Here is a 26,342-nt window from a genome sequence, read left to right on the forward strand (position 1 = left end):
GACCCATAATGCCGATGTTCGGATTATGCCGCGTTTTTGCTGGCGATTGCTTTTTTCGTTGGGTTCCTCGCGTTTTCAGGCTGCATAAGACGGCGGCAGAGATCGTCCGTCTTTCAACCAGAGAGAGGTCGGTTTGGAAAACCGCCATGTGCACGTTTCGACAGCGCCAATCGCATCCGCCCTCTGCCATAAGCGCAACCTTCAACCAGTGAAGGAAATGCTTATGAAAAACGACGAAAAACCTGATCAGACAATCCGAACGCCGCAATATGCCGACAACCATGCGGAACGCTTCGGACGTCGGATCGAAGAGGAAGGATACAGTCTCCGTTCCGTTGCCAGCTACAAGGCCACAGCCGAGGTGCTCTGGGCCGCGATGTTGAAGGCGGACCTCGGGCCCGCTGACTTGACCAAAGATTGTATGGACCGACTGATGGTGCCGGTTATCGACACCGCTTCTGCGAAAGACAAAAAACATTGTCGATACCGCATCAATCGGTTCTGGGACTACTTGATTGAGAACGCGGGCGCACCGCAGCGTTCTGTGCCGCCCCTCGATATGTCACCAAGGGCTGTCCTGAAACGGGAATACGAAACCTACCTCCGCGTCCAGCGTGGCCTATCCGAGGACACCATCTACCACTGCTTGCGGTTTTATGACCGCTTCCTGACTGCCAAGTTCGGTGCCGGTCTGGGCGACCTCAACACCATCAAGCCCGACGACATCACGGGGTTCATACTTTGGTTGCGAAAGGAGCAAAACGCGCCGCGTGACAAGACAGGCCCGTCGCATCTTCGCAAACTCTTCCAGTTCCTGTTCTGGAGCGAAAAGACCGAGCGCAACCTGAGCAACGCCGTGCCAAAGGCGCGCCAACCCAAACCAACCGGCATTCCGCGGTATCTTGAGCCGGAAGAGGTCAATCGTCTCATCGAAGTGGTGCGCGGCCACAAGAAAACGGGTCGGCGCAACTATGCAATGCTGATGCTGATCGCCCGGCTCGGTCTTCGTGCGCCGGAAGTTACGGCAATAGAGCTGGACGACATCGATTGGCGCGCCGGCGAAATCCTGATCCGCGGCAAAAGGCAGTTGCAGGATCGGATGCCACTGCCGGCGGAGGTTGGCGAGGCGATTGTCGATTACATCAAGAATGAGCGCCGGGGGCCGGAACGCGCGCTGTTCGTCTCGGTGAAACCGCCGTTCAAGAGGTTCAAGGACGCCCAAATCCTGCGCTGGATATTGCGGGATGCCTACGATGCGACCGGCATCAGCCCGCCGCAAGCGTATATCGGCACGCACATTCTGCGACACAGCCTGGCCACCGATATGCTGCGAAAGGGCGCTTCACTAGCCGAGATCGGGGATGTGCTGCGTCACCGATCCGCGATGACCACGACCATCTATGCGCAATACGATGTGGATGCCCTGCGCTTGATCTCGCGCCCCTGGCCGACTTCGGGAGACGTGCAATGAAGACGCTATCTCAACGACTTGACGAATACCTGGCCCTGCGGCGCTCGATGGGCTTTGATCTTTCTTTCGACGAACGTGTCCTGCGCAAGTTCACGACTTATGGCGATGAAAACGGATTCGATCGGATCTCGACGCCCTTGTTCCTTGATTGGAAAGCGAACTACGGCAGCGCGGACAACAACACATGGTCTTGCCGCCTTGGAATGGTCCGCAGGTTCGCCTACTGGCTCGCGGAACACGATGATCGGACCGAAACCCCGTCCAGTCAGCTTGTCACAGGTCGCTACCGAAGACGGGTGCCGTACATTTACACGCCCAGGCAGATTGCAGACATTGTTGCGGAGGCAGGTCGGCTGCCGTCACCCTACGGCCTCCGAGCCGCATTGTGGCAGACCCTGTTCGGTCTGATCGCGGTGACAGGCATGCGCGTGAGCGAAGCTTTGTCTCTGGATCGGCAGGACGTCGATCTGAAACGCGGCTTGCTCACGCTCAGAAACACCAAAAATGGCAAGGACCGGCAGCTTCCCATCAACGGCGGCACCGTTGAGCGGCTTGCTCACTATGCCGGGTTGCGGGACCGGCTGGTCCCGCGTCAATCATCCCGGTTCTTCATCAAAGAGGATGGCGAACCGGCGGGAGATTGTGGGGCACGCTACAACTTCGCGCAGGTCGGCAGAAATATCGGCCTTCGGTCACCGCAAGCCTTCAACCGCCACGGCCATGGACCGCGCATCCATGATTTGCGGCACAGTTTTGCCGTCCACACCATCCTGGACTGGTTCCGCGATGGCCGGGACATCGAGGCCGAAATGTACAAGCTCAGCACCTATCTCGGCCATTCTGAGCCAAAGCACACATTCTGGTACATCGAGGCCGTGCCAGAATTGATGCAACTCGCTGCCGCGCGGGCTGAACAGCAGGTTCTGGAGGGCGCATCATGATCGCGACCTATCCCTTGCCCGTCTATGTGCAGCGGTTCTTCACCGAGCGGCTGTTAACCCAGATGCAGGCCAGCCCAAACACGATTGCCAGCTATCGCGACACCTTCCGGCTCTTGCTGAGATACGCCGAGGCGCAAACCAGGCTGCCGCCGACTGAGCTACATGTGGCTCATATTGACGCCGACATCATCGGGCAGTTCTTGACCTTCTGCGAGGAGAAACGCGGCAACAGCGCGCGAAGCCGAAACACGCGCCTCGCGGCCATTCGCTCGTTCTTCAAATATGTCGCGGGCTGTGAACCCCAGTTGCTGCATCATTGCCAGAAGGTGCTGGCGATGCCCTCCAAGCGGCACGAAAAACGTGTCGTGGACTTCCTGACCCGTGACGAAATGGAGGCCCTGCTGAAGGCGCCCGACCAATCGACCTGGTTTGGGCGGCGAGATCGGGTCCTGCTCCTCACAATGATCCAAACCGGCCTGCGTGTATCGGAGCTGATCGGCCTGCGCGTCAGGGATGTTGAACTCGGCACGGGGCCGCACCTGAGGTGCATGGGCAAAGGCCGCAAGGAACGCGCGACGCCACTTCGGGCAGATAGTCGGGATGCTGTGAAAGCCTGGCTTGCCCAGATTGACGCCGAACCCAACGATCCCCTGTTCGCGACAATCCGCAGAACGCCTTTGAGCCGCGATGCGGTTGAACGGATCGTTCGGAAACACGCGGCCGCGGCCGCCTCGACCAGTTCGACGTTCAGATTGAAACGCGTCACGCCGCATGTCTTGCGCCATACCGCCGCAATGCAGCTTCTGCAGAGCGGTGTTGACCGAACGATCATTGCGCTCTGGCTGGGCCATGAGTCGGTCGAGACGACACAGGTCTACATCCATGCCGATATCGAACTGAAGGAAAGAGCGATGGCGCTGACAAAGCCGGTCGACGGCACGGGCGGACGGTATCGACCGGGCGACGAACTGCTGGCATTCTTGGAGGCGCTCTGAACTATGCCGACACGCCGCGCCGGTCTTCCCACAGCGCAACAGGTTGTGCGGATCGGCGCGGCATAATCCGAACATCGGCATTATGGGCCTTATGCCGACATCGGCATAACGCCCACTGGACAGGGGCGGCAAAGCGGCTGGACCGTCTGGGCCGGTTCAATGATCGCAAGGCCTACGCGTTTGAGGAGCTGGTCGCGGAAATCGGAAACTGCATGCTTTGCGCGCAGATTGGCGTGGAGCCTGAATTCGACCAGAGCGCGGCCTATGTCGGAGGCTGGCTTGAGGCGATGAAGGAAGACAGCCGCACGATATTCCGGGCCGCATCCGAGGCGCAGAAGGCCGTGGACTACATCATGGCCCGCACCGCGCAGGCTGACCGGATGGCCGCCGAGTAACAACCCGCCCCGTCGAACGATCAAGGCCCCCGTCATCAGGCGGGGGCTTTTTGCGTTGAGGTATGATCCTGGCCGTGGACGGTTTCAGAGTGACCTGTCGGCGGGCAACCTGAAGGCCACCCGTCGACAGGCCCGGCGCTTCGCGCGGATGGGCATTTCATGCCCGGACATCTGAATTCATCTAAGTAATTTGTCGTATCGACAAAATCGCCTCGGAGAAGCGCTATTAAGCACGGGGGCAGACAGCCTCCACCCTGAAACAAGGTATAATAAAAAATCGCCTGTAGCGATCTTGTATCGCAGGATGGACATCCTATCTATGTCTCATCGGTATGCCGGGCTTCGGTCCGGTTCGGAATAAAATCGCTGTACTCAGGGTCGGTTCACCGATCCGTGGAGGGGTCCGTCCCCTCTGACGCCTACCCCCCAAGCGGCCCCTGTGGCGGCGGCGGGGCGGCGGCCCCCCGGGCGACCCCGGGGGGCCAGCATAAGGGATAAGGACGGTCTCTCCGTTCCTCGCGCTGGTGGCGACACCCTTCCGCAATCCTGCGGCAGGGCCAGCAGAGGAGGCCATAACATGGCTTACGACACCGACGAGATCAGCCAGCGTGGGACACGCGAGACAAAACGGAAGCGCAAGCCGACGTGGACATCTCGCCTGTTAAAGGGCGCATTCTGGGTAGCCTGGGGGATGGGGAAATTCTTTGACCTCATCGAATGGCTTTCCCGGTTGTCCGGCGACTAACCGCGCGACCCTTAATGTTCGCATTTAGCGAAAGGAGGACCGAGAATGCTAGGTGAAGCACTGAGATTGATCCGGGTCTTCCATGACCTGAAACAGAACGAATTGGCGGAACGTCTCGACATTTCCCAATCGCACCTTTCTGATATCGAACGATGCCGGAAGGCACCGAGCCAAGAAATCGTTGCAAGATATGCCGAAGAGTTCGATCTTCCTGTCAGCTCGATCTGGTTTTTCGATGAGAAACTGACAGAGGGTATGACGCCAGGCGCAATAGAAAAGGCGCGCGGGGTCGTCGCGGACAAGATTCTCGATTTTCTGCGAATGATCGAACGGAAGCGAGCGACATCATGACGAAGCGCCGCGACAAGTCCTATGCCCTCGATCAATGTGCTCTCTACCGATGCAACACACGTAAGAAACTGTTCAAGCTGTTGCAGACCAGTCCCGAGAAGTTTGCCGAGTTGAAGGCTGCACCCGATCTCTACAAGCCTCTACGCAAGAAGAAAAAAGACGGAACGTTCCGTCCTGTCCTTGCGCCACGGGGCGATCTGAAGCGTATCCAAAGGCGTATCGGAGAGCTGCTGCTACGGGTAAAAACCCCTGACTACCTGATGTCGCCTGTGCGTGGCCGTTCGAACATCGACAATGCTGCACGGCATCGCGGGGCAGCGGCGTTTCATCTTCTCGACATCGAGGATTTTTACCCGAGCTGCACGGCCAGCAAGGTAGCATGGTTCTTCGGCAAGTGTCTCGGGTGCCCTCCCGACGTCGTGAAGGTCCTTCTCGATCTCACAACGCTAAATGGGGTTCTTCCTGCCGGAAGCCCGGCCAGTCCATCGCTGGCCTTCTGGGCCTACGCTGACATGTGGGACGAGATCGATCAGCTGACCCGTGATGCCGAATGTCAGGTTAGCGTGTATGTCGATGACATAACGGTTTCTGGGCAAAGCGTTCCTGGTGTGCTGGTCCATGCGATCAAGGAGCGGCTTGCGCACCATGGTCACAGCTTCAAGGCCTCGAAAGAAATCGGTCAGATTAATGCGCCGGTCGTCGTCACGGGGGTCGTGGTGCGGGATCGAACGCTTCTCATGCCAAACGTCCAACACCTGGAGCGTCATAAGCTGAGGGCAGAGGTCGTGAAACTTCCTGAAGGATACGAGAAGGCTCAGAAGATGGCCTCTCTCATGGGGCGTGAAGGTACCGAGCGGCAAATCCTGGCGCGCAACGAGGTTCACTGATTTTCAATGATGGATTGTACATGACGACTGTTTTCTTTTCTTACTGCCATGCTGATGAAGCTCTGCGCGACCAGCTGGAACGCCAGCTCAAAATTCTCCAGCGTCAGGGTTTGATCGAGACGTGGCATGATCGCCGCATTGAGGCCGGACAGGAGTTCGCGGGTGAGATCGACGCGCACATTGAGGCGGATGAAATCATCCTGCTACTGGTAAGCCCGGATTTTCTGAACTCCGACTATTGCTACGAGGTGGAGATGACCCGTGCGCTGGAGCGGCACAATGCCGGAGAGGCGATTGTCATTCCGGTGATTTTGCGCGACTGCTTGTGGAAGGGTGCGCCTTTCGGCAAAATACTTGGCGTTCCGACAGACGGACGCCCTGTCACGCAATGGCCGGATATCGACCATGCATTTCGATTGGTTGCGGAAGCCGTTCAGGCGGCAGCAAAGCGCGTAGGTAGCCCGCAGGCGGCCAAGAGGTCGCCATCGCTGCCCGTCAACGGATCGGAACCGGATCAAGTGATCCGGTCAAGCAACCTGCGGGTGGCCAAGACGTTCACGGACCGTGATCATGATGCTTTCCAGACCGAGGCCTTCGATTACATGGCGAAGTACTTCGAGAACTCCTTGTCGGAACTGTCCTCGCGTAACGCGGAGGTCGACGGCACATTCCGCAGGCTCGACGCAAACCGGTTCAGTGCTGTCGTCTACCGCGATGGTCGGGCATTGAGCCGGTGTACGGTGTTTATGGGTGGTCAGCATTTTGGAGGAATCGCCTACAGCACGACCGAGAACGCTGCAACGAACGGTTTCAACGAGAACCTGACCGTAGAAGCTGACGAGCAAACCTTGTTTTTGCGAAGCATGGGGATGGCGCATTTTGGCCAAAACAAGGACCAGAAGTTGACGTTTGAGGGCGCGGCGGAAACTTACTGGCAGATGTTCATCAAACCACTTCAGTGACTGCTCCGCCTACGAATGTGCCGGGTTTCTTCTTTTCGCGAGGTTTCTATCAAAGCTGCGAAACCTGCTTAGAGGGGTGGCGGAAGATCACGGGAGCGAGGCCTGTCTCGGGATCGTTCTCGTTGAGGACGATTTTCCAGGACCTGAATACTGCTTCAATGGGTGACCTATTAGAAACGGTGCCGGTCAGTGGAAAGTTGACCTTGCTCTTCATGGGGCCTCGAGGCTGAGCCGCGCACAGGCCATAGACGCCGTTCCACATGACGATGTCGCCAATTTCAGGTGAGGCATAGCCTCCCATTTGGATATCGCCAGTTGGGTCGATCACCAGCTTCCAGTCTTGGCCATAGGAAAGGCAAAGGTTGGGCTTGTGCTCCATATAGTAAATGCTGAACAGGTCGCCATCTTGGTCATGCATTGTAGCGAAACCAAGGTCCTCATCGAGTTTGACAACAAGCATGGCTAATTCAGCCCCTCTGCCAAAGTTGCAGAGACCGATTTCTCCCACTTCGAAGTCGGCCATGGGCTTGAGAATTGCTGTAAATAGAACTTCCATAAGATCACCTAAACTGGCTGCATGTATGCAGCATTCCACACCCTGACATTAAGCCGATGATGGGTTCGCAAAAATAAAGACGTGACGACTATGCCCGTTATTCTCGGGCGACAACCGTGTTGTACAAGCCATAGCTCGACAGACCCTCGTGACTATCAATCCCAGTATAATTCAATGATGCATCTTCGTATCGGCGGAAGGCAAAGACCGCCTGATTCATTTGTTCGGTGTTGAACACCTTGAGCCGGACCAGGAGATGAAAATCCTGAACCGTCAGTCCGGTGACTGTCCTAAATAGATCGGGTTCAAGCTTTGTGATCACATCCTGAAGAGTGTTTTCGCGGAAGTCCGTCAGGTACATGAACGCAGGAATGCGGGTGGCGAACTTGATCAGCTTTTCTTGGACCAACTTTCGTGTCGACTTGTATTCCTTTTCTTCAGCGGTCAGCTCTTTCTTTTCTTTTGGGGTCAGGTCGCGGTCTTTGGCCTTTGCCTTCAGGTCTTTGACCTTCTCACTCTTGTTGATAATGGTCTCGATGACGTTGTCGCCAAGGGCGCGCCAGCCCTCGATGCGCTCAACAGCGGCCATCGCTTCAGGGTTATCCATGATCCGACGCAAAGTGTCGTTATCGACGTTGACCAGCAGTGCACTTTCCCATTTCCGGGCCAGCAGCGTTGCAGATGTTCCCGCCATTGCGATGTCGAGGATTCCGCCCGCGTCAACCTGGTACATGTTCGCGCCATCATAGGCGAGCACCGGCAGGAACGACACAAGCTCCTTCACGGCGTTCTCAGGGTTCGCCTCGTTTGGTGACAGGCCTATCCCGTATTCGGACAACTGTCGCAAGGCGCGGGTTGGCGCAAAGTCGAACACGAAGCACACTGGCTTCAGGATTTCTTCTTCATGCGGGTTGTCTCCGTTTGGGTTCTTGATGGACCAGGGAGATTGCACCCGGAAGGCCGCCTGAAAATATGTCTCGGGAGATTTCAGGTTGCGCAGCATGAGGATGGACGACCACTGCTTGACAGTGACGCCCGTGGTCAGCTTGCCGCATGACAGGGTTATGCTCTTGCTATCAAAACCGCTTCCGATCGCCCGACGCACGGGCGGCAGGGCTTCAAGCCCGATCCCGGCGCTCGCACCGGCGGCGCTGATGACCTTGTAATCATGCCAGAAAGTATTCTGGCGCTCGGTCAACAAGTTTTCCATTGCATGACAGGCGGCCACGTTCGGCAGGAACCAGAACGAATGTTGCAGGTAGGGCAAAAGCCGCACGTCAGAATAGGGGAACGGCGGGCGCGTTCCGGTCTTCAGGCTGTCTACTGTGCCTGGTGCATATTGTCCCCGGATGATGTCCAACCATTTCTGAACATCGCTCTTGTGCTTGAACTGCGCCTTGCTACCGGTCCCGGTGGCCGCGAAAAACTCGTTCAGATCAAACTCGTCGAACTCTCCGGCGCTGGCAATGGCAAGCAGCTCGTCGGGCATCTGATAGGTCAGAAGCCGCATCTGCGGCAGGGCACCGTAAGGATTCCATTGGTCCGGGTTTGCGGCAGCAAAGGCAGCTTTGGCGCGCTGCTCGTCGGTGTAGGTCCAGTTGAAAATCTGCTCTTCGATGAACTCGCCCGTGGACAGGGCCTTGAAAGGTGTCCCTGACAGATAGAGATAGGCCTCTGTCGTGATTGGCAGAAACTCGGTTTCAGGTTCCAGCGGCTCTTGTAGGTCCGCGATCCGGTCCTTCAGCTTTTTCGCATCCTCAAGCCGGGCTTCCTCGCGGGCGATCTCATCCTCTTCCCCTGCGAACAACTCTTTCGCCGTCTCGCGCCATGCGCCGAAATGGTATTCATCAAAGACCACAAGGTCCCAGTTTTCGGTGTGGAGCCATTCGTTCTTGGCCTTGATGTTTCCGCGTGCATCGCGGCCCAGAAGGTCCTGAAACGAGCCGAAATAGACTACCGGTTTGTTCCGGTCGATCTGTGTCGGGTCGCCGCCGGTCTTGACTGACAGATACTGCCAGCCGTCAAAATCTGCGTGGTTTTCCAGATCGCTTTGCCAGGCGTCTTCGACGGCTGGCTTGAAGGTTACCACCAGGACGCGTTTCGCCCCCATCTTCTTGGCGAGCTGATACGAGGTGAAGGTCTTGCCGAAGCGCATCTTGGCGTTCCACAAAAAGCGTGGAACGGCGTGCATGTCCTCTTCCCAGCGGGAATGATAGTAGGCATGGGTTTGCCTGACGGCCTCTGCCTGTTCCTGGCGCATGGGAAAGGTTTGATGGTGCGTGCCGCTGAACCGTAGGCCAGTGCGCAGCTCTGTCAGCACAGTCTGAACATCGGCCAGGGTGCAGCGCATCCATTCCAGGCTCGTGTTCTCGACCCCCTTACGGATCAGCGCAGCGCGCACCTCATGGTCGGTAAAGATGGTGCCATCCTCGCGCTCGGCAGGTTCGTCCAGCTCAATCCGGAAATTGGTAATCGCCGCCGTGCGCAGCTGTTCGGCCACCCGCCGCTGCACATCCCGCGTAGTCTGTCCGACCTTCAGCAGGCCTTCATGGGCCTCATCCGCGATGGAATAAGCGTAGATGCGCGGACGCGCTTCCGGCTTTGGGGAGAGGATGTCGTCGATAGTTTTCGACATCAATCCTCCGCCGGATTCTCGAACAGGTCCATGTCCATGGGCCGCACGATCTTTTCGACAAAGGCGATTTCGTCTTCGGTCAGACCGTATTTTTCATAGAGCATCTCGTCGGTCCACTGGCGATCCCAAGTCTGTCTGGGAACGAAAGTGTAGACTTTCCGCGTGACGTGTTGAGACGACTTATGCAAGAGCACCAAGAATCGCGCCAGGCGGCATGAAATGTAGCTCAGTGCGCTCTTGGCTTCGGTTTCGGTATCGAGCGGTCCCATTGAAAGATAGGTTTCCGAGGATACTGTGCCGGGGCCAGCGATGAACGGAGTGCTGATGATCCGGTGCGGATATGTATCGCGGTTTCCAGTGCCGGGCGCTGCATACCCTGCAAAGAGCTTCCACTTGTCGATCAGATGTGCGCCCCCTTCGACCTGTTCTCGCGAAACAAATCCAGTGCCACCATTCTGATAGATCAGAAGATCATTCGGCTTCTTTGTCTTGCGACCTTTAAAGAAGGTTCTGAACCCAAATACTCTGGCCGAACTGACCATCGTGTCAAAACGTCGGTCCTCTGGCAGCGCGAGCGTATCGGCTTGCCCCGTTTCAACCTGCATCACCTTTTTCAGGATGGAAACGCCTTCATTGAACCGAATGAAGATTTCCGCGCCCCTTTCCAAGAGTGGACGGGTGGCCTCGGAGACAGGCCAATCCTTGAAATTCGTCGAGATTTTGCACTCCCCAGGGTGATCTCTATCCCACAGAAAATAGCAGACGCCGCCCTTTAGACCGACGCCGGGAAAAACATCCGCCGCGCTCAGATAGTCGGTTATCGAACGCAAACGATTGTCAGACAGCATTGACTGCCTAAAATCGTCAAGCCCTTTGCCGCCTGCAAACCAGCGCGAGGGGATGACCATCGTAAGGTATCGTGGTTCAAGATTCTTGGCTTGCTCGACGAACTTCTGATAGATCGGAGCAGCGCTTGTCCCGTGACCGCCATCATCCAACTGATATGGCGGATTACCTATGATTACATCGAATTGCATTTCGCCTCCAAACAGCTCGGCGATCCGAGTCTTGATGTTGTCTGTATGTATGAACGCATACGCGTGGGATTCGCGGTCTTCGCCCCGGTCCAGAGTCGCTTTGCTGGCCCCGCAGTATTTGCACTTATCTTGCGTGGCCCAAGTGTGCTCTGTCCGCTCGAACCAGATATTCCCGACTTCACTGTTGAACCGACGCGTCACGGAGTGCTGCCCGTTGGCGAATTTCGAGCAATAAACGCTGCGCCGGGCCATCAAGCTTGTTAGCTGGGTGGTTCCAATGCCAAATACTTGCTGGGTCAGGATGTGGTCCACCCGCTCCTGAAGGTTCGGAATCTCGCTTTCCAACCCCATGATCAGGCGCTTTGTAATTTCTCGCAGGAACACCCCTGACTTTGTGAAGGGATCAAGAAATTTGACAGTCTGGTCAGCCCAGATATCCGCGCCATCATGATCGGCCGCCCAAGAGGCGGACACGGTGTCCAGCATCTGGCTGGCAAACACCGGCGGAGTGAACACCTCGTCGTTCGACAGGTTTGCGATACAGGTCAGGACATCCGGGTTGCGCCCACGTAGGGCAAAGCCCTCTTCAACATTCATGCGGCCTCCTGCGGGTTGCCGCCCCGTGCAGCCAGATCACGAACGGTCATCGGCGGATACGTTCTGGTCGGCGTGAAAATCTCATGCTTGCCCAAGTGAGAGAACAAGGTTCCTTCGGCGCTGAAGGCCGACGAGCCCGTCAGTACGTCCAGCCGGAAATCCCGCCGTTGGAACTTGCCCTTGCCCAGATACCCCCATTCAGAAAAGGTGATCGGCGCGCCGTCATACCCCTTCATCGACAGGGCATCACCCTGGATCAGGTTCAGTGACAGCACATGGGAGGCGGCCCCATACAGATCATCGCTTTCGTCGATCCGCAGGTAATCGGCCAGCACTTCGAGCATGTTGGCGCGGCATTCGATAATGTTGTCTTCCAAAATCTCGATGCCGTAAGCGCACATGAGGCCGAGAAGTGCGTATTGCCGCTTTTCAAATTCGGATTTCCCGAATTTCAATTCGACTGCGCACAACTTCCGCTTCAGCACCTTTACAAGGAAATTGCCGCTGCCACAGGCAGGTTCCAGAAACCGCGAGTCGATCCGCTCCGACTCTTCTTTCACCAGATCAAGCATAGCATCCACCATCCATTCCGGGGTGAATACTTCGCCATGATCGGCTACGCGTTTTTTCGACTTGATCAGGCTCATGGTTTATTCATGTCAGCAGGCAATGCTTTATCCAAGGGCGTATTGATTTATTTGGCGAAATGCCCGCGCACCCCCGCGCCAGAATGCCCCTCATTCTAGACGCTCAGCGATCCACATCTTGATCAGTGCCTGACGGGTGATGCCGAGCTTCTGGGCCTGCCGGTCCAGGCCTGCGACGACCCAGGTCGGGAAATCCACGTTCACCCGCTTCGCCTCGACATTGAGGCGGCGCGCCTTTGTCCAATCGACATGGGCGGACATGTCTTCGCCCGCGTCGAAGCGTTCGTCGAATTCAGTCGCCTTCATAGTGGTCAATCTCCTGCTTGCGAGCGCGGCGCACGGAGATGATCCGCACCCGGTCGCTCCGGTATGTGTAGACAGCCGTCCAGTGTCTGGCCCCGATCATGCCAACCGCCAGAAAGCGTGGCTCATCCGTGACGTTGGCGGGGGCCTCGATCAGATAGGGATCATCCCAGAGGGCCTGGGCCTCATCAAAGTCGATCCCGTGCTTTTCACGGTTCGCGGCGCTTTTGTCGGGGTCATACTCGAACTTCATGAAGGGCAATATATGTTGAAAATGGTATAATTACTATACTTTTCAGCCGATCGAGAAGCTTGTGCGAGTCCGTCACGCTATCACCTGAACATCGCCAGTTGCTGGGGCTCCACCCAGTAGCCTCGCTGACGCTTGGAGGCTTCCAGTGTGACCAGAGCCGCAACGGCCTGGTTCTCGTCCTCGAACCAATCCATCCGAACCTGACCGCCCTGCCCTATGCGGCCCCATTCGCGGTACAGCGTCCATTCGCCGAACAGGTTCGGCATGACCGCCATCCGGTAGAACCGGGCCATTTTCTGCGCAGGCTGGCGTTTCTCAAGATAGGTCTGCATGGCTGTCACAGGTGATACTTGCGCGCAATTTCGAGGGCTTCAGCCTGTTCGGTTCCGATGTATTCCTTGGTGCTTTCAATACTGGCATGGCCGAGCAGCAGCTGGGCCGCGCGCAGGTTGCCAGTCTGCTGGTAGATATGGGTCGGGAAGGTCCGGCGCAGCGAATGCAGGCCGTAGAGGCTGGGATCGAGGCGAGCCTTCTCCAGCCAGACCCGGAACAGCCGCCAGAGCTGACTTTCACTGAGATGGGACTGAGACCAGCGTACCCCTTGCCCTGTAAACAGCCAGCCGTGCAACGGCTTTTCTGAAGCTGCGAGGTAGGCGCGCAGGCTGTCGCGCGTGCCCGAGGACAGGCGCGCCTGGACCGGGCGCGTATTGCGCGTCTCGGTCTTCTTCTGCCGGATTTCGACGATCTCGCGCACCCCTGCCGGGGTGGCCACATCCGAAACCCGCAGGCGCACCAGGTCAGACCCCCGGAAGCTCGTATCGAGAGCGACGTTGAACAGCGCCAGATCGCGCAAGGCGCGCTCTTGGCGCAGGATCAGCCGGATCAGTGCCACCTGGTCGGGCGTGAGGGGTGGCTTCTTGCCCACAACACGGCCCTTGTTCCAGGTGGTCTCGGAGGTGGCTGACATGGGCAAATCCTTGCAAGGTTATATGGATATATTACCCATAAACCTTGCATGATGGAAGTGGCGTATTGCGAGATACTGCACTTTCCCCATGTTTTGTTGGGTTTTTGGTTTGGGTCCTCATGCAAGCTTCTAATAAAAAGCTCGCATGAAGGTGTCGATGCCGACCTTCGCTGCATGATGTACCAATGACTGCATCGCGGATTGCTGCCTTTCACCAACTGTTAATGCACGTCCGCTTTGCCTTAGGCCCCATCGGAGGGTTTGCTTGCTTCGCAATCAATGATCCAAGATCGGCTGTCGGCGATCCCGCCCGCCGGGAGGCCGCGATCTTGGTCTCGACCTCATTCAACGTTCGGATGGACCCACCATAGGTGTCCTCGTAGTAGCGCTCCAGGAGTTCAGGCGTGAAGCCCTCAATCTTGTGCGCCTTGAACGGAAGTCCCCTCACAAAGTGCTCTTGGGTCGGTCCGTGCGCGGGCTTGGGAGTGTCTGTCATCTCATGTCCTTTCAGTAGGTCGAAAATCTGGTGGGAAAAGGTGGGGGGCTCACAGAAAAAGTCTCAGAGCGGCCCCCAGTAACGCGGCAACGAGCAAAATCCTGATAATCCCCCAGTGCAGCCGGAACGCTAGAAAGCAGCTGAGCAGAAACAGCGCTACGGCGAGCCATTCGATTGTGGCGAGGTCCGGTCGCCACAAGGTCACAGGGCCCAGGGTCTCGCGGCTCACATTGGTGAACAACACGTGCAGCGCAAACCAGAGCGAAAGATTGAGGATGACACCGACGACCGCCGCAGTGATCGCCTTGAGCGCGCCTTTCAGCCTCGGTTGGTTCGAAATCCATTCGATGTAGGGCGCACCGGCAAATATCCATAGGAAACAGGGCGCGAACGTCACCCAAAGCGCCACCACGGCGGCGCTGAGGCCAAGCAGAAGTCCGCCTTCCTTGAACCCGGCGAGGAAGCCGACGAACTGCGTTACGAGGATGAGCGGGCCTGGCGTGGTCTCCGCCAGTCCGAGCGCGTCGACCATTTCGCCTGCCGTCAGCCAGCCGAACTGAACAACGACATCCTGCGCCATATAGGCGAGAACCGCATATGCCCCGCCGAAGGTCACGACGGCGAGTGTGGAAAAAAACCTGCCTACCTCGACAAGAAGGTCCGGCGCGCCCAGCCAACCGAGGGCCAGCAATGGCAGAAGCCAGATCGCCATCCAGGTAGCAATTGTCAGGCCCGTCTTGCCTACCGAGACATGCGCCATGTCCACGGTTTGCCGATCCATGTCTGCGGTTCCCATGAACCAGCCGAACAGGCCCGCCATGAGAACGATCAACGGATAGGGGATCGATAGGAAGAATATCCCGACAAACGCCAGAGCGGCGATCACCCAATGCACTTTCTGCGACAGCGCTTTCTTGGCGACCCGCAACAATGCCTCGACGACGATCACCAGGACGGCGGCTTTGATGCCGTAAAACAGCGCCTCGACCAGTGGCACATTGCCATAGATGCTGTAGATCGCAGCAAGTGCCATGATCACGGCCGCGCCGGGAACGACAAAGAGCAACCCGGCGATAAGGCCGCCAATTGTGCCGTGAAGCCGCCACCCGGCATATGTGGCCAGTTGCATCGCCTCCGGACCGGGCAGCAGGATGCAAAAGCTCAACGCATTCAGGAATTGCTGCTCGGAGAGCCAGCTACGGTCTTCGACGACCTCCTTATGCATCAGTGCGATCTGGGCGGCAGGACCGCCGAAGGACAAGATTCCGATTTTCCACCACACGCGGGTCGCGTCGGAGAGAGACGGAGCCAGGTCCGTCTGGACATCATTCATACTGCTCATGACTCAAGCCTTTGTCGAAGCAGCAGGCCAGTCATGCCCTTCGCTCGTCGCGTCACGCGCCCATCGGTAAAAGGCATCGTAAAGCAGCATACCCGCGTCTAGTTGTTCCAGATCATCGCGGAACATGCGTGACAGACCCAAAGATGCTGCCAGAAGGCCAGCAGCCTCCGGTGCCAGATCATGTCTGTTGGTGTCGGCCCCGCGCACGATCACGGCCAATCTCTCAAGCGCCTCATGGCCGATGCCGAACTCCTCGATCATGGTATCGAACGTGCAGGTTTCGCCGCGATGGCTCCAAAACACATCCTCGATGTCGAATGGGGTCGCATTGAAGCGCTCAGCCACGTTGCCCACCTGTGAGGCGGCAACAAACAGGATTTGTGCCTTTGGGTCGATAAAACGACGAATGAGCCAAGGACAGGCAATCCGGTCGATTTTTGGACGATGGCGCGTCACCCACACTGTGCGACCCAACGCGTCAAGCGGCGGCAGTTTGTCCGTTATCACCAACGGGAGCTTCGCGTCTCTCCATGCGAATTGCCCGCCTTCAAGGACTTCTGCATTAACTCCTGAAGCGCGCAGCAAGGCCGCAGCTCCCTGACTAATCTTGAGGCCCTTTTGACAATAGACCACCACTGACCGGTCTTTGAGCGTTTCGGCCAGATCAACGACAGAATTGAACGGGTGGCGGTAAGCTCCGGGAATGAGTCTTGGATCATCGTCGAAATCTTCATCGATGCGCACATCGAGAAGGGTTGGACAATAGGGAGTCCCAATCAGACGGGCCAGAGCAGATACGGGGATTTCATTGTACGACGCCATAAAGCATCCTCCATGCAAAGAGCGAGAACTGGAAGGATGCAAGATTGGGCTGGCGCCTCACGGGGTTCTTGCGGACCCCTGAATTACTTTTCTAGATGCCATCGCTTCAAGTGTCAAACCCAAGAGCCGCCGTTGGCTGCATCGCAGAAATCCCGAAGTAAGGGCTCAAAACGGGATTTCGCTGCGTTGTCCATGAAAGTCTGCTGTCATGGCTATGCAAGCTTTTATCAAAAAGCTTGCATGATGTTACTCTTACGATACGGCCAGTAGGTCGAAAAAGTCGCTCTGCTTGGCGCTAATTTCGCCGAGAATGCGCTCCTTGGTTCGAGGACTGCGGAACATTTGGTAATGCGCTACCGCCTTTTGCTGGCTACAAGCGGCGGCCACTCTGCGGATAGCCTCTTCAACAAGCGCGCGTGCTTCATCGCCAGTCGGAAGCTGCGCTTGCTGCGATTTCACGTGTAGCAACTTGCAGGCGAAGAGCACATACCAATGACCATAAACTAGGTATTGATGCTCATGTCCGGTTTCTGGTGACGCCGCGAACTCGGCTTGATAATTGTTCCGCATCTCTTCGATGTTCTCATAAATCTCGTAGAGCCGGATCAACTCATCAATACTTTGTCTGTTACCGAAAATATGATGGAAGCGTGAATCGAAAATCGAATCCGACTCCGTCTTTGCCTTGTCCGGCTCTCGCAGCTCAAAAGAAAGGATTATCTGGCCAAGCTTCAGGGCGTCGATTCTCTTCTCTTCTGGTTTATCGGAATGCATGTTTCTCTTCCGCTCGAAGAAATAACCGCGTTCCTTGAACGCCAGTTCCAGCTTCTTCAGCGTCGCGTGGTTCGACATGAGGTCGCGGCTCTGAATTCGCGCCTGACTGTTGGTCGCAACCGCCACTCTTTCAGCGATGTCCGCTCGATCTGTTGCGTACATACGAACCATTACGACAACATCGGAAAGTGCCGCTGGATTTGTTCGCGCGGCTTCGACAAGGGAATGAGACGTTTGCGCTCCGTTAACTATCTGAAAATCCTTGAAAACAAGCTTGGGGTTGGTGTGGCCCTTGTTGTACGAAAAGCTCTTGCAGGTGATCGTCACCCCGTTGTTTAGATACCAAAAAAGGTAGCTGTCGCCGGAAGTGGCCGTCGAAATGATATCCTGATTGTAACCACCTTTCGCACCTAGAAAAACGCGCAGGTTGTCGTCAAACAAATGACGTTTGATCGTCTCTCCGTCGTCAGCGGTGATCAAGTCCACAAAGGACTGAGCATCGACCGATGCGATGGCCCCCCGTACATCACCATCGGAGCGCTCTAGAATTTCTCTGCTTATCACCTGAAGCTGACCATCTTCGGCATCGCGCCCCTCAATGGCCATGGCCTGCACAACGTCGTACCCACTGTAGAACTCAAACGAAACCGACGAATGGGATGCTTTGACGCTGTCAGCGATACCTTGAGCAGACGTCGAAAACCCTGCCCCGTTCGAGCAGAATATCACCTTGTAGCGGCAAATCTTTCCCTTGTCGTGCAGCTCCCAAATACGGCGAACTGCCTCCTGCAGTTGGAAGTTTCCGTTGCCCGCGAGACTATCCGACTTGTCGAATAGCTCATTCACAAACAACGAAATCTTCAGTACTTCCGCGTCATTGATGGTCTTGTGGCAAGTGCCTTGGCTTTCTCTGTACTTGGACTGGAAAAGAAAGACCTCAGCGCTGCTTTCACCTTCGACGATGTGTATGGCGTCCACGCCCTTGTCGTCAGGGCCGTCTGTGATGATCTCTTGCAACTGGTCTTCATGACCAGGGAATATCTGATCAAGGACGATCGCCAAGAAGCCTACCGTCTTTCTCTGAAACTGATGCCGGTCGCACGCTTTCGCAACACGAGCATCAATGATATCCCAGTCCATCTTTGAAATTGGCTTCATAACCTGATCTCCGCGTCTGTCTTTGCTCCATGCACAAACCCACATTTGTGCTTTTATGGGTCTCGGTGCGTCTTGCCTGATGAATAGCCAACGACGGTGCCAATGGCCGGATCGACGATCTTCTCGATATCGCCTTGCAAGCCTTGGGTGCGGATCATCGCAAAGATACGGATTCCGCATCCGGGCAAGCAGCTCGCAGGAGTTCCGCGCAGGCGAAGCTTGTTCGCCCCATGGTAAGCACGTCATCCACGATGGTGATCTTGTCCGGCACAAAGAACGGCTTCTCCGCTTCGATGCTTTCCATGTGAACCGGAACAAGCGGCCTTTCCGCCGCCGGTGAATTTGAAGAACGCGGCACCGCCTTCGTTCTTTTCAGATAGGTTTGAACATCCTTGCCGAACCCATGCTCGTGCAACACGTCGCAGATGACCTTGGCAGGCCAGAGCGCCCCATCCGGGAGCGGTGCAGAGCGCGGCACCGGCACAAGGGTTACATCCGGCCCCAGGAACGGTAGCAGGATGTCTGCCTTAGGGTCTTGGAGGTGTGGGATGGCCGAGGCGATGATATCAACCCGGCCCCGTTTGATAGCGCCACATGCTTTCCGTGATGTCACCGATAGCTCAGAGCTCCCCCGAGGGGAATAATTGGCGAAAGTGCCGTACTCATAGCTCGAAGGCACGAACGCCCCCGGCAGTGTAATTTGGGATATCAAGCAGGATATCGGGCAGGTCTTCGCGGCGGAGTACTTGCGCCCCGTACTCGATAAGCTGTTTTGGCCAGGTCAGGTTCGGATTAGTGGCGACGTTCTCAAGCAGGTAAAGGTCCCGGCCAAGCCGGATGGCTTCCCATCCCTGGTGGCGCGTCCCACTCTTTTCGCTCGCCTCGATAACGATGGTCGCATCGCAGATGAGTGCCATCGTCCGGTTGCGGCGTGGAAAATTCTCGCCCTTGCCCGGATAGCCTTCGGGAAACTGTGAAATCGCCAGATGATTTAGCTTGATCTCTTCGAGAAGCCCCGCATTTTTGGCCGGATACGCCTTGGACAAAGGGGTTCCAAGCACCGCAATGGTGCGCCCGCCCTCTTCAATCGCTGTCCGGTGCGCAACCGTGTCGATCCCCTCGGCCAAGCCGCTGACCACGATGATGCCCTGCCCTACCAGAGCGCGGGTGACAGCCTGCGCTCGCCTAATACCGTCCGGGGTGGCTTTCCGGGAACCAACAATAGCCACGCGTGAGCCTTCGGTCAGGAGCGACGTATCACCCGCCGTGTACAACACGTCCGGTGCGTTCTTTTCCTCGACCGGGCCTAACGGCCCAAGGGCTTCTCTCGTTCTTAGCTCTGCGTGCATTCTCATCTTGCGGCAATGCCTCTTACACCATCGCCTTCCCCCTTGTTTTTATAACACAGATCACGTCTGCGCAACGCCATCCACAAACCCACATTTGTGCTTTTGTTCATTTGCGGGTTATCCCTGCCTCGTCTTCCAGCTCTTGCGTGCGCGCCTCAATGTAAGCTTGCAGCTCCCCGACCATCTTCCGATCCGTCGCGCTACAGGCCGTCTTGAACCGTGTGTGCATGCTCGCCGGAAGGTCGAGGCTTAGGCGCTTTGTCGGCTCGTCCGGCACAGACTTGGCCACAGGCTTTGCCACCTGTGTTGTGTCATGCCCTGCCCCGCCCCGCTCGAACGCGAGGATTTGATCATCCGTTGGCTGCTGCTTCGGTTTTGGAGCCGCTGAAAATGTCTTCTTCGACATACCGTTCAATCTCTTTTGTTAGGTGTTCGATCTCGCGAGCCGCGTTGCTATCGCCAGCCCACTCGAAAATCGTTTGCCCCATGGTCATGCCTTCTGCGAAGGCAACACGCTGTTCGACCTCACTTGCCAGGATAGGCAGGCCCGACTCAGCGGCCATGTTGCGAATATCCCTCCCGATGACAGTTTTCCCTATTTTGCGGGAAACCACAAACCCACATTTGAGGGATGGCTTGAATTCCTGCGCCTCCTTGACTTGGCGCACCGTCAAATCAGAGGCCCAAGTCGAGAGGCCGGAGGGCTCAATTGGCAACGCCACGAAGTCCGACGCCACGATACAGGACCGGGCAATCTCTTCCGCGTGCGGCGGGCCGTCGATGATGGTGTGAGTATAGTCTTGGGCAAGCTTGAGCGCATCCCGCGCCATGTTTGCCCGCGCCATGCTAACAACCTGGAAGGGGGCGTCTTCGCGCAGGCTCGCCCAAGTGGTAGCGGAGCCTTGCTTGTCCGCGTCGATCAGTAGCACCCGGTGGCCTTGGCGTGCCAGACAGCCCGCCACGTTCACCGATAGGGTGGTTTTGCCGACGCCGCCTTTTTGGTTCAGGAAAGATATGATCATGAGTCCACCTCACCACATTCGTGGGAAAGCGTAAAGCCACAAACCCACATTTGTGCGTTTTAATTCTGGTATGCGCCTCGCTTATTGCAGAAGGCCAGAAAGTGCTTATCCGCATCCTTCACGTCGATAGCCTTGTCATGCACCCATGACCGCCACTCGTTTTCCAGCACGTAGACGTCCCACCCGGGCGCAAGACGCCGCGCCTCATCATGTGTGTCTGGTTTTCTGAACCGCAACGCCAGGAAGGAGGGGGCGACCACCGCCTCAGCCCCCTTGGGGCGAAAGACAACATTATCGCTTTCGATGCTCATGGTGTAGTCGGGGAGATGGTCGTGCACCGCGTCATCCTCGATGATCTTCGAAATCAATCGCCTGAATTCTTTCGTGGTTGAGCCTGACCCGCACTTGTCGCGCAAGAGTTCGAGCCCACACTTCCACTTGGGTTGTGCGCCGCAATGCTTACGGGCCAGTTCATAGAGCCGCCGTTCAAGCGGTTTTCGGAGGAAAAAATACTGCTTGTTCAATGTCAGAACATGATTGTTCTCGATGGCATCAAACACCCAATCCGACAGTGTGATCTCGACATCCTGCATCCGACCGTCACGTGTCTCCCGAACGATTTCCGCGGACTCGATCAGGCCGAACACCTTAAAATATTCCTTGCCACCTTGGCGGATATTCGTCTCGATCTGCGTGCCTTGCAGACGCCGCAGCGCATCCTTCAAGAGCTGGTAGCCTTGGCCCGAGGTCTGACGGTTCGTCGCCACCAGCAAATCATGAGCCTTGAACCGCATCGACCGGTTGACTTTGCGGCCTTCATTGAGTGCAGCCATGCACTGACTGATACAGTAGATCAGCACGTCACGGTCATGGACTGTGGCCAGCCCGTAGCGTGACGGTGAAACCTCAATCGAATTATCACCATTCTGGTAGCGTCGCGGCTTCATGTCCGGCTTGGTCGAGAGGGTAAACACTGGATGTTCCATCGAGGCCATGTCGCCCTTCGGTACCGCGTCCACAATGTCGCAAACGAACAGGTCTTTTTGCGGATGCCGGTCCGGCAGGAGCGGGGAGCGTGCATTCGTCATTTCACACACCCTCTGCTCAGCTCACGATTCGTCATTTCACACACCATGGCTCACTATCGTCATTTCACACACCGATCGTCAAGAGTCGTCATTTCACACACCAACAGCCTGTGGATAACTTTTCTAAGCCATCGTCATTTCACACACCCAGATTCGTCATTTCACACACCAAACTTCGTCATTTCACACACCGCCCTTCTGGGAAAAATTATTTGTTTCAAGGTGTTATTGGCCGTTTTCCAAGGTGTAACTCTATTATAACTCTATTTAACTCCCTCAGAACGCGAAGCCTTTAACAAAATTCCAACGCCCAACTTTCAATTCAGCGGGTTCTGATCGAACCTTCCACGGTAAGCCTTGCTCTTGAAATACAGGTTCTGCTTCGCCCTGAGGGGATTTCGGTTGCCAACCAATAACAACAGCTCATCCGCCTTCATGCCGGTGATCTGCTCTGCGGTCATGAGCTTTTGACGCTGCTCCGAGTAGGAAAAGTCCCGACCTTCGTTCGGAGCCTTTCCCTCCCGGATTTGCTGAGAATAGACAGTACTTTCACCAAGGTGGCGCGCTGCCCATTCGGCGGTTTCGATATCGTTGAGGTTGAAGACGCGCTTGGTGATGCAGGACCCGAAGATCGAGCGGGCATCTTCACGACCATAGGCTTTCTCGACCTGTCCCGTGTCCTGGGTCACGAAGAGCGCTTCGATCCCTGCGCCAGCCGCCACGTTGGCAATGTTGATGATCTGCTCCATCCGGCCCATCCGCACAAATTCATCGAGGACGAGAAGGACAGGGGCCTTGACCTTGCGCCGCCCGTCCTGGCGCACGACCGTTCCCAGAACGAGGTTGATGAACAGGCGCATGAAGACGGCCTGCTTGTCCACCTGGTCCAGCGGGACGGCGATGAACAGATCGACCCTGTCATCGAGAAGGTCTTCCATGCGGAAGCTAGACCTTTCGAGGAACCGGCGCATGTTTTCCGACTGCATCCACTCGAAGGCCTTTGAGATTGCCGTCTGAATCGATCCGCGTTCCCGATCCCCGGCGCGCAGGATCGTTCCTGCGGTCTGGGCCGGGCGGTGGCCGACAAGATCGCCGTTTTCCGCCCAGGCCTGAAGGGTCGCATCAAGGTCCGCTGCCAGAAGCAGGTCGGCCACGGCGATCAGGTTGCGCCGTTCCGGCTCTTCCTGTGTGACGATCACTTCGATCGCCGCCGCGACCAGCTGACGAGCCATTTCCGAGAAATGCGCGCCGTCGCCGTCTTCGGGTTTCACCAAGCCATCTGCGACCACGCTCACATCGCGGGCCAGTTCCTGGGGGCGGATGTAGTCGAGAGGGTTAAACTGATCGCTGGGGTCTTCGATGATCCCGAACGGATTGAGTACCGCGACCTTGCGCCCGAGCTCAGCTCGCTGGCGGCGAGTGACCGCGAAGTTCTCGCCCTTGATGTCCAGGACAACGACCGGCCCCTGGTGATCGAGGATCGCGGGGATCACGGCGCTGACGCCCTTGCCGCCCCGCGTCCCGGAGACGACGAGATGGTGACCGCCACGCCAGAGCTTGTCATCCGCTTTTTGATAGCGCAGGAGTTTGCCGTTGTGCAGGGCGAGGGGCAGGCCGGTCTTGTTGCGCGCCAGATGGGCAATGTCGCGCGGGTCCATCCAGCCCGCCTGCCAGGGACCGGTGCGGGATTTTCGGTTGCGGCCAATGCGCGGGTTGAAAATCGCCGCCAGCGGGAGGCTGACAGCCAGCGCGATGCCGAAGGCTCCGAGCGCGAATGAGATCGCCATGGCTTGCTGTTGAGGTTCAGAATACCGCGCCAGCCCCCTGAGGCTTTCCCAGATCGCCCGTGGAAATGGCCAGCCCGCGCCCAACCAGGTCTGGAAGGTGGCCTGCATGCCGGTGAGCGCGCCCCTGAGGGGCGTCAGGGCGGCGAGGGCGGCTATGCACAGGCAAACCCATGCGAGGAGCTTCAGGGCCGTCCTGTGGCGCTCTGCGGCAGTCCCGAGGGTGTCGAGGATCATCGCCAAGGCGATGATCGGGACCGCATAGCTGGTCATCGGATAAATCGCGACCATTTGGGGCGCAAGGATCACGGCAGCAGCGGCCAGGATCACAGCGCCGATCATGATCACCCAGTGGCGGGCTTCCAGAACAAAACTCATGACCGGTCCTCTCGGGTGTCAGGAAACAGACTCTGCCAGAGCCCCCGGTCGTGGTCCCGCTGGGTGAGGCGCTCTGGCAGGTCGCGCCGAACCAGCTCTTGCAGCGCAGGTTCGGCGCTCAAACGGTCGAAGATCAAATTGCCCAGAAGCCATTTGATGCGGTCTTCGTCTTTCTTTTGCGAGAGACGACGCCGGGCATCGAGCGTTGCGATCTGAGCGTCGAGTTGCGCTTTCTTCTCAGTCAGCTCTTCGAGGCGAATGTCGGTCGGGCGTCTTTGGGGCATGGGGCAACCTCAGGAATAATCGGGGCCAATGTAGCGTCTGAAAGATATGTTGAAAAGAAACAAATGCGCGCTTATACGTCGTTGCACGACGTGCGCTTGCTCTGCGGCTCAACGGGCGGGGATGAATAGCAGTCGTGTAAAGGCGGCGATGCCGCCTGACGAGGGTTTCACCCTCGCACTTCCGACCAGCGCAACCAGGCGCTGGACCCTGTTTTGAAGAGAGGCGTGAGAGCTGTGGCGATCTATCATCTCAGCGCAAAAGTGATCAGCCGGGCAGGGGGCCGGTCGTCTGTCGCAGCCGCCGCCTACCGGACGGCTGGGCGGCTGCGGGATGACCGGCAAGGGTTGGAGCATGACTACAGCCGCAAGGGTGGCGTCGTGCATGCCGAGATCATGGCCCCCGAAAATGCACCCGACTGGATGCGCGATCGCGACCAACTCTGGAACGCGGTCGAGGCGGTCGAGAAGCGGCGTGATGCGCAGCTTGCCCGCGAGATCGAGGTTGCCCTTCCCCGCGAGCTTGATCGGGGCGCGCGGTTGGAGCTGTTGCGCGGCTTCGTTCAGCGCGAGTTTGTCGATCGCGGCATGATCGCGGATGTGGCCGTTCACGAGGGCAAAGCCCGTGACGGCCAGTCGCAGCCCCATGCGCATGTCATGCTGACCATGCGTGAGCTCACGGGCGACGGGTTCGGCAAGAAGGATCGCAGCTGGAATGCGCCGGACCTGCTTATGGGCTGGCGGGAAGCCTGGGCGCGGGAGGCAAATGGCGCACTTGAGCGGGCAGGGCGGTCGGAACGGATCGACCACCGGTCCCTTGATGTTCAGCGCGCTGAGGCGGAACGGCAGGCCGAGCGCGCACGCGGTGATCGTCAGGACGAACTGGCGCTTGAGCGTGAGAAGAAGGTGATTGAACTGAGCCGGGAGCCAGAGCCCAAAATTGGGCCATCGGCCAATGCTCAGGAGAAGCGCGGTATTGCCACCGAGCGCGGCGATGCCTTCCGCGCGGCGCAGGACCGCAATGCGCAGCGTCAGGACCTGGGTTGGCGGCAGCTGGAATTGCGGCTGGAACTGATGGAACGGGGACGCGCGTTCATTGCCACCGCACGCGAGCGGCTGGATCAGCTTTGGGGCCGCGCTGAAGCGGCGATGTCACGGATCAGGGAGAGGGTTATGGGAGAGATTGAAAGGCCGCAGGTTGGCGCAGAGCGGGGTGATCTGGACCCGCGCCGGGCGGCGGTATTGGGCCGCGACGTCGCGCGCCCAGAGGTGCAAGCGCCGGATGTCGGGCGGGAGCGCGTTGCGCCCAACGATCCGGATCGGGATCGTCGGGACGCCGTGCTTGGGCGGCAGCGTGACGCCGGGCAGGAGCGTGGTGCGGCGGCGGCAGAGCGGGATATTGCCGCCCGTGACGGCGAAGACCGTGATCAGGGGCGGCGGGAGTCCATCCTCGGGCGCGGGCGTGATACGGGGCAGGAGCGTGGGCAAGGTCGCGATCGCGACAGAGACAGGGAACGGTGACCGAAGTCAGCGGAGAGGAGCCGGATATGAAAAAATGGTGCGTAGTTCTGGACGCCGCGAAAGCTCCGACCTGCGGTGACTGGATTGCCGTGAGCGGGCTTTGCCCAGGCGAGGAGGAAACAGCACGGTTCCTCTTCCTGGACGGGACGCAAGCAGACGGTTTCACTTTTCTGGAGGCTTCACAGGATCAGCTGGACAGCTCTCACGATGGCGAGAAGATTCCGTGGCTGCACTTTCCAGACTGCATGGAGATCGTCGGGGTGGAACGTCAGGAATGGCGTCCGCCGAGCTGGCCACACGACAAGGCGTTGTGGCGTTTGACCGTGGTGAGCCTGCCGTCGAATATCGAGTTCGAGAGAAGGCTCCTTGATGGCCAAGAAAGCAGGCGTGGCATCCTGAGCAGGCTCGGGCTGAAGTAGGGCGGGCGTGTAGCGATTTAGAGCAGGGAAAGCGACAGTGCGACGTGGTGGTGATGAGGCTTGATTTGCAGGGTCCCCCCCTCGGGCACCCCCATACCACGACACCGCGATACCGCGAGACCGCATTACCCGACACCCCGATACCGTCAGAAGCCAAGACTTACCT

28 protein-coding genes are annotated in these 26,342 nt (G+C 57.6%); 10 read left to right on the top strand and 18 right to left on the bottom strand.

Annotation, left to right across the window (positions count from 1 at the left end):
- Positions 1 to 223 precede the first annotated feature (223 nt).
- From MF270_RS24225 to MF270_RS24260, 8 genes are all read left to right on the top strand, one after another.
- Positions 224 to 1,471, top strand: a complete 1,248-nt coding sequence (locus MF270_RS24225) for a tyrosine-type recombinase/integrase (protein WP_238368314.1) — start codon at positions 224 to 226, stop codon at positions 1,469 to 1,471.
- Positions 1,468 to 2,412: a tyrosine-type recombinase/integrase gene (locus MF270_RS24230; protein WP_238368315.1), complete on the top strand. Its 945-nt coding sequence runs from the start codon at positions 1,468 to 1,470 to the stop codon at positions 2,410 to 2,412. Before MF270_RS24225 ends, MF270_RS24230 begins: the two co-directional genes overlap by 4 nt.
- Positions 2,409 to 3,407 carry a tyrosine-type recombinase/integrase gene (locus MF270_RS24235; protein WP_238368316.1) on the top strand — a complete coding sequence of 333 codons (999 nt, stop codon included), beginning with the start codon at positions 2,409 to 2,411 and terminating at the stop codon, positions 3,405 to 3,407. The genes MF270_RS24230 and MF270_RS24235 overlap by 4 nt, the downstream gene beginning before the upstream one ends.
- A 65-nt stretch (positions 3,408 to 3,472) precedes the next feature.
- A complete protein-coding gene (locus MF270_RS28265) occupies positions 3,473 to 3,802 on the top strand; it encodes a zincin-like metallopeptidase domain-containing protein (protein ID WP_336246058.1) in 330 nt (109 codons plus the stop codon).
- Positions 3,803 to 4,379: 577 nt separating this feature from the next.
- Positions 4,380 to 4,547: a hypothetical protein gene (locus MF270_RS24245; RefSeq protein ID WP_238368317.1), complete on the top strand. Its 168-nt coding sequence runs from the start codon at positions 4,380 to 4,382 to the stop codon at positions 4,545 to 4,547.
- Positions 4,548 to 4,592: 45 nt separating this feature from the next.
- Positions 4,593 to 4,898 (top strand): helix-turn-helix transcriptional regulator, encoded by a 306-nt coding sequence (locus MF270_RS24250; RefSeq protein ID WP_238368318.1) that lies wholly within the window; start codon positions 4,593 to 4,595, stop codon positions 4,896 to 4,898.
- Positions 4,895 to 5,785, top strand: coding sequence for a reverse transcriptase family protein (locus MF270_RS24255; protein ID WP_238368319.1), 891 nt, complete (start codon positions 4,895 to 4,897; stop codon positions 5,783 to 5,785). The genes MF270_RS24250 and MF270_RS24255 overlap by 4 nt, the downstream gene beginning before the upstream one ends.
- A 20-nt stretch (positions 5,786 to 5,805) precedes the next feature.
- On the top strand, positions 5,806 to 6,747 hold the full coding sequence (locus tag MF270_RS24260; RefSeq protein ID WP_238368320.1) for a toll/interleukin-1 receptor domain-containing protein: 942 nt from the start codon (positions 5,806 to 5,808) through the stop codon (positions 6,745 to 6,747).
- A 49-nt stretch (positions 6,748 to 6,796) separates the two neighbouring features.
- On the opposite strand, the gene MF270_RS24265 is transcribed toward MF270_RS24260, so the two are convergent.
- From MF270_RS24265 to MF270_RS24350, 18 genes are all read right to left on the bottom strand, one after another.
- Positions 6,797 to 7,270, bottom strand: a complete 474-nt coding sequence (locus MF270_RS24265) for a hypothetical protein (RefSeq protein ID WP_238368321.1) — start codon at positions 7,268 to 7,270, stop codon at positions 6,797 to 6,799.
- A gap of 130 nt (positions 7,271 to 7,400) precedes the next feature.
- Positions 7,401 to 9,938 carry a DEAD/DEAH box helicase family protein gene (locus MF270_RS24270; protein WP_238368322.1) on the bottom strand — a complete coding sequence of 846 codons (2,538 nt, stop codon included), beginning with the start codon at positions 9,936 to 9,938 and terminating at the stop codon, positions 7,401 to 7,403.
- Positions 9,938 to 11,572 carry an Eco57I restriction-modification methylase domain-containing protein gene (locus MF270_RS24275; RefSeq protein WP_238368323.1) on the bottom strand — a complete coding sequence of 545 codons (1,635 nt, stop codon included), beginning with the start codon at positions 11,570 to 11,572 and terminating at the stop codon, positions 9,938 to 9,940. The genes MF270_RS24270 and MF270_RS24275 overlap by 1 nt, the downstream gene beginning before the upstream one ends.
- On the bottom strand, positions 11,569 to 12,219 hold the full coding sequence (locus MF270_RS24280; protein WP_238368324.1) for an N-6 DNA methylase: 651 nt from the start codon (positions 12,217 to 12,219) through the stop codon (positions 11,569 to 11,571). Before MF270_RS24280 ends, MF270_RS24275 begins: the two co-directional genes overlap by 4 nt.
- A gap of 90 nt (positions 12,220 to 12,309) precedes the next feature.
- The gene (gene brnA, locus MF270_RS24285; RefSeq protein ID WP_066009074.1) at positions 12,310 to 12,525 is read right to left on the bottom strand and encodes a type II toxin-antitoxin system BrnA family antitoxin; all 216 of its coding nucleotides are present in this window, start codon (positions 12,523 to 12,525) and stop codon (positions 12,310 to 12,312) included.
- Positions 12,512 to 12,775: a BrnT family toxin gene (locus tag MF270_RS24290; protein WP_037931641.1), complete on the bottom strand. Its 264-nt coding sequence runs from the start codon at positions 12,773 to 12,775 to the stop codon at positions 12,512 to 12,514. The genes brnA and MF270_RS24290 overlap by 14 nt, the downstream gene beginning before the upstream one ends.
- Before the next feature lie 80 nt (positions 12,776 to 12,855).
- Positions 12,856 to 13,107 carry a WGR domain-containing protein gene (locus MF270_RS24295; RefSeq protein WP_066009070.1) on the bottom strand — a complete coding sequence of 84 codons (252 nt, stop codon included), beginning with the start codon at positions 13,105 to 13,107 and terminating at the stop codon, positions 12,856 to 12,858.
- 5 nt (positions 13,108 to 13,112) lie between these two features.
- The gene (locus MF270_RS24300; protein ID WP_238368325.1) at positions 13,113 to 13,742 is read right to left on the bottom strand and encodes a tyrosine-type recombinase/integrase; all 630 of its coding nucleotides are present in this window, start codon (positions 13,740 to 13,742) and stop codon (positions 13,113 to 13,115) included.
- A gap of 545 nt (positions 13,743 to 14,287) precedes the next feature.
- Entirely contained in the window at positions 14,288 to 15,580 is a 1,293-nt protein-coding gene (gene chrA, locus MF270_RS24305) for a chromate efflux transporter (protein WP_238368326.1), read from the bottom strand.
- A 3-nt stretch (positions 15,581 to 15,583) separates the two neighbouring features.
- A complete protein-coding gene (locus tag MF270_RS24310; protein WP_043872397.1) occupies positions 15,584 to 16,402 on the bottom strand; it encodes a chromate resistance protein ChrB domain-containing protein in 819 nt (272 codons plus the stop codon).
- A 252-nt stretch (positions 16,403 to 16,654) separates the two neighbouring features.
- A complete protein-coding gene (locus MF270_RS24315; protein WP_238368327.1) occupies positions 16,655 to 18,316 on the bottom strand; it encodes an AIPR family protein in 1,662 nt (553 codons plus the stop codon).
- 172 nt (positions 18,317 to 18,488) lie between these two features.
- Positions 18,489 to 19,013, bottom strand: a complete 525-nt coding sequence (locus tag MF270_RS24320) for a phosphoribosyltransferase (RefSeq protein ID WP_238368328.1) — start codon at positions 19,011 to 19,013, stop codon at positions 18,489 to 18,491.
- Positions 18,997 to 19,683 (bottom strand): DNA-processing protein DprA, encoded by a 687-nt coding sequence (locus MF270_RS24325; protein ID WP_238368329.1) that lies wholly within the window; start codon positions 19,681 to 19,683, stop codon positions 18,997 to 18,999. The genes MF270_RS24320 and MF270_RS24325 overlap by 17 nt, the downstream gene beginning before the upstream one ends.
- 106 nt (positions 19,684 to 19,789) lie before the next feature.
- On the bottom strand, positions 19,790 to 20,089 hold the full coding sequence (locus MF270_RS24330) for a hypothetical protein (RefSeq protein WP_238368330.1): 300 nt from the start codon (positions 20,087 to 20,089) through the stop codon (positions 19,790 to 19,792).
- Positions 20,034 to 20,705: a ParA family partition ATPase gene (gene parA, locus MF270_RS24335; protein ID WP_238368331.1), complete on the bottom strand. Its 672-nt coding sequence runs from the start codon at positions 20,703 to 20,705 to the stop codon at positions 20,034 to 20,036. Before parA ends, MF270_RS24330 begins: the two co-directional genes overlap by 56 nt.
- A gap of 59 nt (positions 20,706 to 20,764) precedes the next feature.
- Positions 20,765 to 21,793, bottom strand: a complete 1,029-nt coding sequence (locus tag MF270_RS24340) for a replication initiator protein A (RefSeq protein ID WP_238368332.1) — start codon at positions 21,791 to 21,793, stop codon at positions 20,765 to 20,767.
- 317 nt (positions 21,794 to 22,110) lie between these two features.
- Positions 22,111 to 23,955, bottom strand: a complete 1,845-nt coding sequence (locus MF270_RS24345; protein ID WP_238368333.1) for a type IV secretory system conjugative DNA transfer family protein — start codon at positions 23,953 to 23,955, stop codon at positions 22,111 to 22,113.
- Positions 23,952 to 24,239: a hypothetical protein gene (locus MF270_RS24350; protein WP_238368334.1), complete on the bottom strand. Its 288-nt coding sequence runs from the start codon at positions 24,237 to 24,239 to the stop codon at positions 23,952 to 23,954. Before MF270_RS24350 ends, MF270_RS24345 begins: the two co-directional genes overlap by 4 nt.
- A 234-nt stretch (positions 24,240 to 24,473) precedes the next feature.
- Between MF270_RS24350 and mobQ the strand changes: the two genes are divergently transcribed.
- Together mobQ and MF270_RS24360 are read left to right on the top strand one after the other, a co-directional pair.
- Complete coding sequence (mobQ, locus tag MF270_RS24355; protein WP_336246056.1) at positions 24,474 to 25,757, top strand: MobQ family relaxase; 1,284 nt, start codon at positions 24,474 to 24,476, stop codon at positions 25,755 to 25,757.
- On the top strand, positions 25,754 to 26,176 hold the full coding sequence (locus MF270_RS24360) for a hypothetical protein (protein ID WP_238368335.1): 423 nt from the start codon (positions 25,754 to 25,756) through the stop codon (positions 26,174 to 26,176). The genes mobQ and MF270_RS24360 overlap by 4 nt, the downstream gene beginning before the upstream one ends.
- Positions 26,177 to 26,342 lie beyond the last annotated feature (166 nt).

Origin of the sequence: Mesobacterium pallidum (assembly GCF_019966535.1) — a bacterium.
Classification (GTDB): Bacteria; Pseudomonadota; Alphaproteobacteria; order Rhodobacterales; family Rhodobacteraceae; genus Mesobacterium; species Mesobacterium pallidum.

Excerpts from the sequence above, each read along its gene's own strand:
- MF270_RS24235 (WP_238368316.1), top strand. The coding sequence starts at position 2,409 with ATGATCGCGACCTATCCCTTGCCCGTCTATGTGCAGCGGTTCTTCACC.
- MF270_RS24255 (WP_238368319.1), top strand. The coding sequence starts at position 4,895 with ATGACGAAGCGCCGCGACAAGTCCTATGCCCTCGATCAATGTGCTCTC.
- MF270_RS24225 (WP_238368314.1), top strand. The coding sequence starts at position 224 with ATGAAAAACGACGAAAAACCTGATCAGACAATCCGAACGCCGCAATAT.
- MF270_RS24290 (WP_037931641.1), bottom strand. The coding sequence starts at position 12,775 with ATGAAGTTCGAGTATGACCCCGACAAAAGCGCCGCGAACCGTGAAAAG.
- MF270_RS24270 (WP_238368322.1), bottom strand. The coding sequence starts at position 9,938 with ATGTCGAAAACTATCGACGACATCCTCTCCCCAAAGCCGGAAGCGCGT.
- chrA (WP_238368326.1), bottom strand. The coding sequence starts at position 15,580 with ATGAGCAGTATGAATGATGTCCAGACGGACCTGGCTCCGTCTCTCTCC.
- parA (WP_238368331.1), bottom strand. The coding sequence starts at position 20,705 with ATGATCATATCTTTCCTGAACCAAAAAGGCGGCGTCGGCAAAACCACC.
- MF270_RS24295 (WP_066009070.1), bottom strand. The coding sequence starts at position 13,107 with ATGCAGACCTATCTTGAGAAACGCCAGCCTGCGCAGAAAATGGCCCGG.
- MF270_RS24325 (WP_238368329.1), bottom strand. The coding sequence starts at position 19,683 with ATGCACGCAGAGCTAAGAACGAGAGAAGCCCTTGGGCCGTTAGGCCCG.
- MF270_RS24340 (WP_238368332.1), bottom strand. The coding sequence starts at position 21,793 with ATGACGAATGCACGCTCCCCGCTCCTGCCGGACCGGCATCCGCAAAAA.
- MF270_RS24275 (WP_238368323.1), bottom strand. The coding sequence starts at position 11,572 with ATGAATGTTGAAGAGGGCTTTGCCCTACGTGGGCGCAACCCGGATGTC.
- MF270_RS24280 (WP_238368324.1), bottom strand. The coding sequence starts at position 12,219 with ATGAGCCTGATCAAGTCGAAAAAACGCGTAGCCGATCATGGCGAAGTA.
- MF270_RS24265 (WP_238368321.1), bottom strand. The coding sequence starts at position 7,270 with ATGGCCGACTTCGAAGTGGGAGAAATCGGTCTCTGCAACTTTGGCAGA.
- MF270_RS24230 (WP_238368315.1), top strand. The coding sequence starts at position 1,468 with ATGAAGACGCTATCTCAACGACTTGACGAATACCTGGCCCTGCGGCGC.
- MF270_RS24345 (WP_238368333.1), bottom strand. The coding sequence starts at position 23,955 with ATGAGTTTTGTTCTGGAAGCCCGCCACTGGGTGATCATGATCGGCGCT.
- MF270_RS24250 (WP_238368318.1), top strand. The coding sequence starts at position 4,593 with ATGCTAGGTGAAGCACTGAGATTGATCCGGGTCTTCCATGACCTGAAA.
- MF270_RS24330 (WP_238368330.1), bottom strand. The coding sequence starts at position 20,089 with ATGTCGAAGAAGACATTTTCAGCGGCTCCAAAACCGAAGCAGCAGCCA.
- MF270_RS24350 (WP_238368334.1), bottom strand. The coding sequence starts at position 24,239 with ATGCCCCAAAGACGCCCGACCGACATTCGCCTCGAAGAGCTGACTGAG.
- MF270_RS24245 (WP_238368317.1), top strand. The coding sequence starts at position 4,380 with ATGGCTTACGACACCGACGAGATCAGCCAGCGTGGGACACGCGAGACA.
- MF270_RS24260 (WP_238368320.1), top strand. The coding sequence starts at position 5,806 with ATGACGACTGTTTTCTTTTCTTACTGCCATGCTGATGAAGCTCTGCGC.
- MF270_RS24300 (WP_238368325.1), bottom strand. The coding sequence starts at position 13,742 with ATGTCAGCCACCTCCGAGACCACCTGGAACAAGGGCCGTGTTGTGGGC.
- brnA (WP_066009074.1), bottom strand. The coding sequence starts at position 12,525 with ATGAAGGCGACTGAATTCGACGAACGCTTCGACGCGGGCGAAGACATG.
- MF270_RS24315 (WP_238368327.1), bottom strand. The coding sequence starts at position 18,316 with ATGGACTGGGATATCATTGATGCTCGTGTTGCGAAAGCGTGCGACCGG.
- MF270_RS24310 (WP_043872397.1), bottom strand. The coding sequence starts at position 16,402 with ATGGCGTCGTACAATGAAATCCCCGTATCTGCTCTGGCCCGTCTGATT.